The sequence below is a fragment of the Campylobacter sp. TTU-622 genome (genome assembly GCF_016598965.1).
GTDB lineage: Bacteria > Campylobacterota > Campylobacteria > Campylobacterales > Campylobacteraceae > Campylobacter_D.
The window spans coordinates 1-7,381 of sequence record NZ_JAENKR010000062.1 but is presented as its reverse complement, the minus strand read 5'-3'; the positions used below and the strand labels follow the sequence as shown (position 1 = coordinate 7,381).

Annotated in this window: 6 protein-coding genes and 1 pseudogene; 1 reads left to right on the top strand and 6 read right to left on the bottom strand. The window is 26.9% G+C overall.

The genetic code is table 11. The features are described 5' to 3' along the window. The 6 genes from JG677_RS06100 to yajC form a co-directional block, all read right to left on the bottom strand. A partial coding sequence (locus JG677_RS06100) for a hypothetical protein (protein ID WP_200285711.1) occupies positions 1-1,007 on the bottom strand: 1,007 nt, incomplete at its 3' end. Further along, positions 997-1,503 carry an LPS assembly lipoprotein LptE gene (lptE, locus tag JG677_RS06095; protein WP_200170132.1) on the bottom strand — a complete coding sequence of 169 codons (507 nt, stop codon included), beginning with the start codon at positions 1,501-1,503 and terminating at the stop codon, positions 997-999. The genes JG677_RS06100 and lptE, both read right to left, overlap by 11 nt. Then, complete coding sequence (gene leuS, locus JG677_RS06090; protein WP_200285710.1) at positions 1,500-3,926, bottom strand: leucine--tRNA ligase; 2,427 nt, start codon at positions 3,924-3,926, stop codon at positions 1,500-1,502. The genes lptE and leuS overlap by 4 nt, the downstream gene beginning before the upstream one ends. A gap of 10 nt (positions 3,927-3,936) precedes the next feature. Next, positions 3,937-4,908 (bottom strand): protein translocase subunit SecF, encoded by a 972-nt coding sequence (gene secF / locus JG677_RS06085; protein WP_200285709.1) that lies wholly within the window; start codon positions 4,906-4,908, stop codon positions 3,937-3,939. After that, positions 4,908-6,488: a protein translocase subunit SecD gene (gene secD, locus JG677_RS06080; protein ID WP_200170129.1), complete on the bottom strand. Its 1,581-nt coding sequence runs from the start codon at positions 6,486-6,488 to the stop codon at positions 4,908-4,910. The genes secF and secD overlap by 1 nt, the downstream gene beginning before the upstream one ends. Then, a complete protein-coding gene (gene yajC, locus JG677_RS06075; protein ID WP_200170128.1) occupies positions 6,481-6,753 on the bottom strand; it encodes a preprotein translocase subunit YajC in 273 nt (90 codons plus the stop codon). Before yajC ends, secD begins: the two co-directional genes overlap by 8 nt. On the opposite strand from yajC, the pseudogene JG677_RS06070 reads away from it, so the two are divergent. Continuing rightward, positions 6,726-7,381, top strand: a pseudogene (locus JG677_RS06070) (apolipoprotein N-acyltransferase); the annotation flags it as partial. The gene yajC and the pseudogene JG677_RS06070 sit on opposite strands and share 28 nt — an antisense overlap.

Genomic DNA, 7,381 nt, shown 5'->3' with positions numbered 1-7,381 from the left:
ATATAGTTTTCATCAAGCTTTTCAAGCTCTTTTACCACACTCCAAGCTTCCCTTTCTTCTAGATTTTGAGTAAATTGAATTTGCGCATTTAGAGTTTTAATTTTTTCATCAATATTATAAAATTTACGTTTTAAGTCTTCAAAACTTAACTTAATCTCTCCTTTATCATCAGGATTTAAAGTTTCAAAAAAATTAATATTTTGTTGATTAAATTTATCTAAAGAATTAAAAAGTGTTTGAATTTTTTTTAAGTTATCATTAAAAAAATTTAGATTTTTTTGAACATACATATTGTCAGCTATAATTCTTTTATTTACACATTCTAAAAGTTCATTTTCAAAATTACTTTCTGAAAGAATAAAAGATTTTTCTTTTAACTTTTGGATAAAATTCTCAATTTTTAGATCACTCACTAAAGATGGGCTTAAACACAAAGAAAGCAAATGAGCAAAATATTCATAACTTCTTTCTTCTAATTGCAATAAAAGTTTTTTTATAACACTATCAAAATCATCATATTTATTTACACCATATTTACGCATTTCGGTATTAAGGTTTTCATCTTCATAGCTTTTTTCAAGTTCTTTCCATTTTTTATTAAGCAAATAAATGCTTTCACTATCCATAGTTTTAGAAATTCTTATAGAAGTAACTTTAGCTAATTCCTTGATTTTTTTATCTTTACTAATTTGTAATACTCTATTAATGGTAGCTAAAAAATCAAAAAATTCATTGAATTGTTTCCCACTTTGTCTATTTAAGATGGATATTAAAAAACTAATAAATTCTTCTAAATTACGAATAATTTTTCCATTAAGCTCTTGTTGATAATAGGGCAAAAGTAGAGTTTTATATTTTTCTAGTTTTAATTTATTATTTGAAACAAAACCATATTTTTGACTAAATTCCTCAAAAACTTCTGTATAATTTTCTGGAGTAGCTTTTAATTTCCTTTCTTTTAAAGCAATTAAAGTTTCTTTAGCAATTTCATTAATATTAACTGCCATTTTTATAACCTTTAATTGCAATCATTGAAATAAATTCATCAAAAGCTTCACTTGAAGCATATTTAATTGCTTCAGTTCTTGCAGTATCGCTAATAATACTATTAGGAGAGATGTCAAAATCATAACTTCCGCTTGCATTAAATACTTGTGTCTTTCCATCTTTAAAAACTACATTAAATTCCAAATCTAATTTTGCTTTATAACTAACCACATAGCCATTCTTATCATAAACTAAAGGAATAAAAGTTAAATTATTCATTTTAACATTAATAATATCATCAGCTTCATGCTTTAAAGCAAGTTTTCTACCAAGCTTACTAATAATTACTTCCTTTAATGTATCTGCTACGAAAATACTATTTTTAGGATCTTGTGCATTTAATTCTACATTGACATAAACTTTTTCATTAAAAATTCTATCTGCAAGTTTTGAACTAGGTATATATCCACAAGCACATAGAAAAAAGATAAAACAAAATAAAAAATATTTTTTCATTTAATCACCAAATTGACTAATTTATCTTTAATATAAATTTCTTTTATAATAGTTTTATCTTTAAGCCATTTTTGAACACTCTCTTTTGCTGTGCTTAAAATTTCATTTTGTGAAGCATTTGCTAAAACCTCAATTTCAGAACGTTTTTTTCCATTAACACTTACAATTAAAATTAAAGAATCCTTTTTAAAAACTTCTTCTTTTATTTCTAATTTTTTAAAATTTTTACATTCAAAAAGCTTATCACTTAACTCAAAACATATATGAGGAATAATAGGTTCTAAAATATTTAAAATAATATAAAAAGCTTCTTGTTCTAAAGCCTCATTTTTACAATGATTTAAAGCATTAATTGCTTCCATACAAGCTGCAATTAAAGTATTGAATGCATAAGTTTTATTATAAACTTCTTCTGATTTTTTTAAAGCTTCATATACTTTTAATCTTGCATATTTTTCTTCTTTGTTTAATTCTTCTTGTTTTAAAATATAATTTCCACTCTTAACACTCAAAGCTCTATCATAAAGCTTACAAATAAAACGATAAGCTCCTTCAAGTGCATCATCATTCCATTCTAATTCTTTTGCTGGAGGTGCGGCAAATAAAATAAAAAGTCTTGCTGTATCAGCTCCATATTTTTTAATAATTTCATCAGGATCAACAACATTGCCCTTAGATTTGCTCATTTTGAAACCGTCTTTTAAGACCATACCTTGTGTTAAAAGCTTTAAAAAAGGTTCATCATTTTTTAAATATCCAAGATCCCTTAACACTTTTTGAAAAAATCTTGCATAAAGCAAATGTAAAATAGCATGTTCAATTCCGCCAATATATTCATCCACACTAAGCCAATAATCAACACTTTTTTCATCAAAAACTTTATTTTGCCAAGTATCCTCATCACTCGCAAAACGTGCATAATACCAAGAACTTTCAAAAAAAGTATCTAAAGTATCACTCTCTCTTTTAGCTTTTTTTCCACATTTAGGACATAGACAATTTTTCCATTCTAAATGCTTTTCTAAAGGATTACCCTCACCTGTAATTTCTACATCTTCAGGTAAAAGTATAGGAAGATTTTCAATTTTTTCACAAACTAAACCACATTCATCACATTTAACTATAGGGATTGGAGTTCCCCAATATCTTTGACGTGAAACACCCCAATCTCTTATTTTAAAATTTACAACTCTTTTACCTAAATTATTTTTTTCAAATTCCTTAATAATCTCTTCTCTTGCTTCATTACAATCTAGGTTATTAAATCTATCACTATTTATAAGTTTGCCATTTTTTTGCGTAAAGGGGAGTTTTTCTTTAGAATCTATTACTTGTTTAAACTCAAGATTATATTTTTTAGCAAATTCAAAATCCCTTTCATCGTGAGCAGGAACAGCCATTACAGCTCCACTTCCATAATCAGATAAAACAAAATTAGCTACCCAGATAGGAATTTTTTCTTTTGTTAAAGGATGTAAAGCATAAATACCTAAAAAATATCCTTCTTTTTCATTGCTTTGTCTCTCTCTTGGATTTTGATTTTGTATAATTTTAATTTGCTCTATAATCTTAGTGTCTAGTTTAGAATTTTTAATTAAATCTTCAACTATACTATGCTCAACAGATAAAGCAATATAACTTATTCCAAATATTGTATCCGCTCTTGTAGTAAAAACTTGAAGATTTTTTTTATTTACTTTTTTTACACTCTCTTCATCTAAAAAAAGAGTAAATTCCAAACCTTCGCTTTTTCCTATCCAATTTTCTTGCATAGTTAAAACTTGATTTGGCCATTTATCTTTTAAATTTTTTAAATCATTTAAAAGTTCATTAGCATAAGAAGTAATTTTTATGTAATATCCTGGCATTTTTTTTTGAATCACTTCATTACCACAACGCCAACATTTACCCTCTTCTACTTGTTCATTGGCTAAAACTGTTTGATCGTGTTCACACCAATTTACATTCGCTTCTTTAGTATAGATTAAACCTTTTTCAAACATTTTTATAAAAAATTCTTGTTCAAATTTTGTATAAAGCGGATCAGAAGTAGCAAGCATTCTTTTTTTAGAAAAAGAAAAACCTAAAGAAAAAAGCTCTTTTTGCATATAAGCTATATTATCATAAGTCCATTTTTTTGGATGAATTTTATGTTTTATAGCAGCATTTTCAGCTGGCATACCAAAACTATCAAAACCTATAGGATGTAATACATTAAAACCAATTTTTCGGTAATATCTTGCTAATGCATCCCCTATAGTATAATTTCTTACATGTCCCATATGAATACGACCACTTGGATAAGGAAACATTGAAAGAATATATTTCTTCTTTAAAGAATAATCCCTTTTTGGTTCAAAATAATTATCTTTATCCCAATTTTCTTGCCATTTTTTCTCTATAATGCTTGCATTATATGCCATAAATATTCTCCTATACTATACCTTTTTCATATAAAGCACGATTACGTTCTTTTTCTTGTTTTTGCTTTAATTTTTCCAATTCTTTATTTCTAAAATCTAAAACACTAAATTTAAACCAAAGCAAAGTAGGACTTGCTACAAAAATAGAACTTAAAGTTCCTATAATAATACCTATAATCAAAGATAAAGAAAATCCTTCTATCATTGAACCACCAAAGAAATATAAAATTACAACAGTAATTAATGTAAGCCCTGAAGTTAGAATTGTTCTTGAAAGAGTAGCTGAAACACTCTCATTAATAATAGGACTTAAAACATTTTCTTTGCTTGTTTTAATGCCTTCTCTTATTCTATCGAAAATAATTATAGTATCATTTAAAGAATATCCAAGTACAGTCAAAACAGCAGCTAAAGTATCTAAATTTACATCAATTCTTAATAAAGATATAAAACCTAAAACAATTACTATATCATGAATTTCGCTTATAATAGCTGCCATAGCAAAACGCCACTCAAAACGTATTGCAATATAAATTAATATTGCTACTAAAGAAATAATAATAGCCATTAATCCTTTATTTCTTAACTCATCCCCGACTTTTGGGCCAACAACATCAACACGTCTTAATTCAAATTTTCCAGTATCTTTTAAAAGAGTATTTATATACTCTCCTATATCATTACTAAGATTTTCATTACTTCCTAAAAATCTTATTGTAATTTCTTCTTTTGAACCAAATTCTGTAACAGAAAGATTTTGAAATTGCCCTGTTTTATCTAAAATTTCTCTTATTTGAGCAATAGGAGCAGAATTTTCATATTTTAGTTGTATCAAAGTACCTCCACTAAAATCAATACCATACTGCAAACCTCTTTCAAAAAGCAAATAAATTGAACCAAAAAATAAAATAAAAGAAAGAGAAATAGCAGCAAAACGCATTTTCATAAAATCATAAATTTTTTTCTCGCTAAAAAACTGCATTATTTTCTCCTATAACCTAACCAAAAATTTGTATTATTACTTTTTTCAATTTTAGACATAAAAAAATCAAACATTCCGTGTGTTCCCCAAATAGCTGTAATCATAGAAATTAAAATTCCTATTCCTAAAGTAACAGCAAAACCCTTAACTGCTCCAGTTCCATAAGCATATAAAGCTATAGAAGTAATTAAAGAAGTAATGTTTGAGTCGATAATAGCACTCATAGCATTTTTATAACCATTTTCTATGCTAGTTTTTATGTTTTTTCCTTCTCTTAATAACTCACGAATACGCTCATTAATAATTACATTTGCATCTACTGCCATACCAACAGTTAAAACAAGCCCTGCCATACCTGGTAAAGTTAAAGTTGCTCCAAACATTGCCATAACCGCAACAACAACTAAAACATTAACAAATAAAGCCACATTAGCAAAAATTCCAGCAATTCCATAATATAAAGCCATAAAAACTACAATACATATAGAAGCACCTATTAAAGCCATCATACTCATTTTAATGCTATCTGAACCTAAAGATGGTCCTATGCTTCTTTGCTCTAAAAGTTTAACAGGTGCAAGTAAAGCCCCACTTCTTAAAGCTACAGCTATATCTCTAGCCTCTTCTTGAGTAAAACTTCCACTTATTTGACCACTGCCGCCACCTATTCTTTCATTGATTGAAGGAGCAGAGTAAACTTGATTGTCTAAAACTATAGCCAAACGTTTTCCGACATTAGCTCCAGTATAATCTGCAAATTTTTTAGCTCCCTCAGAATTTAAAGTAAAATTAATCACAGGATAATTACTTTTATCGCTAAAACCGACTCTAGCATCACTTAACATAGATCCATCTAAAATAGGGATACTCTTCAAAGGATATTTAATCTTTTCATTTTTAGCATCTGGAAGAATGATAAGCCCATAACTTGCAGCCTCATCATCACTCATAAAAGCTGCTTCTTTAAGCTTAGAATCATCAACCTCCATTAACTGCAAATGGGCTGCTTTGGTAATGCGTTCTTTTGCTCTTAACTCATCTTCTTTGGTTTTTATTCCTGCTAATTCAACTAAAATTTTATCCTCTCCTTGTTTTGCAACAGTTGGCTCAGCTAAACCAAATTGATCTAGACGATTTCTTATAGTTTCAACCGCTTGTAAAAGTGCATAATTTTCAATGGATTTTATTTCTTCATCGCTAAAACTTATACTATAATGCAAATTTTCAACATTTACATTAAGACCTTTTATTTCTTTAAGCAAGGCATCCATTTTAGAAATATCCTCGCTATCAAGCAGAGTAAATTCTATATTATCATTATGAGTTATTAAATGATCTATAAGAATATTTTCTTTATTAATAGAATAGCTCAAAGATGAAGCAATTGATTTTATTTTAGATTTTAATGCTTCTTGATTATCTACACCCAAAAGCATATAAAGTCCGCCTTGCAAATCTAATCCAAGATTAATTTTTGCTCCTTTTTCAGATTGCAAAAATGAAGGGAGTGAAAAAAATATACCAAAAATAAATATTGCGATAAAAATAATCAAACGATAAGTAAATTTAAAATTATGCATCAATTTTCTTTGCCACAAAATCTCTTGAAATTTTTACCATAATATTTTCATCATTAAGCTTAACTTTGATAAAATCATCTTCTGGTTTTACAACCTCACAAATTAGTCCTCCATTAGTGATAATTTTATCACCCTTTTGCAAGGACTCAAGCATTTGTTTATGTGATTTTGCTTGTTTTTGTTGTGGTCTAATAACTAAAAAATAAAAAATTGCAAAAAGAAATATAAGAGGTAATAATGAAGTTAAAATTGAATTTTCTGCCATATTTTTCCTTTTTTTTAAAAAAATTTAATCCTAATTCTACCATTTTTAAAATAATAAAAGTCTTTTTTATTTCATTTTTGCTTTCAAATCCTATTTATTTATCTTTTTTTGAAAATATATTTTTTGAAACTATGAGCCCTTTTTTAGCTATTTGGGGTTTAATCTTGCTTCTAAAAAGTAAAAATGTAAAAGAATATTTTTGGATAGGATTTTTTGTAGGAATACTTTGGTTTTGGTGGATAAGCTTATCTTCTATTTATTTTAACCTTAGCTATCTTATTCCTATTATCATCCTTGGTATTGGTCTTTTTTACGGATTTCTTTTTAGGATTTGTCATCTTTTTAAATATGATTTTTTAAGACTTTGTGGAATTTTTTGCTTAAATTTTATACATCCACTTGGTTTTGATTGGTTTAATTGGGGAATTTTAAGTGTTTATGGTTTTTTTAGAGCAGATACATTAGGTATTTTGAGTATTTTTCTAATTGCTTATTTTATTTATGAAAAATATATCTCAAGATATTATAAAATAGTAATTGTATTGGCTTTATTTTTTATAGGATTTCAATACGAAGAAAAAAAATCCCTTAATTTAAATTTTAATTATAAATTGGTTAATACTAATAT

Excerpts from the sequence above, each read along its gene's own strand:
- lptE (WP_200170132.1), bottom strand. The coding sequence starts at position 1,503 with ATGAAAAAATATTTTTTATTTTGTTTTATCTTTTTTCTATGTGCTTGT.
- leuS (WP_200285710.1), bottom strand. The coding sequence starts at position 3,926 with ATGGCATATAATGCAAGCATTATAGAGAAAAAATGGCAAGAAAATTGG.
- secF (WP_200285709.1), bottom strand. The coding sequence starts at position 4,908 with ATGCAGTTTTTTAGCGAGAAAAAAATTTATGATTTTATGAAAATGCGT.
- secD (WP_200170129.1), bottom strand. The coding sequence starts at position 6,488 with ATGCATAATTTTAAATTTACTTATCGTTTGATTATTTTTATCGCAATA.
- yajC (WP_200170128.1), bottom strand. The coding sequence starts at position 6,753 with ATGGCAGAAAATTCAATTTTAACTTCATTATTACCTCTTATATTTCTT.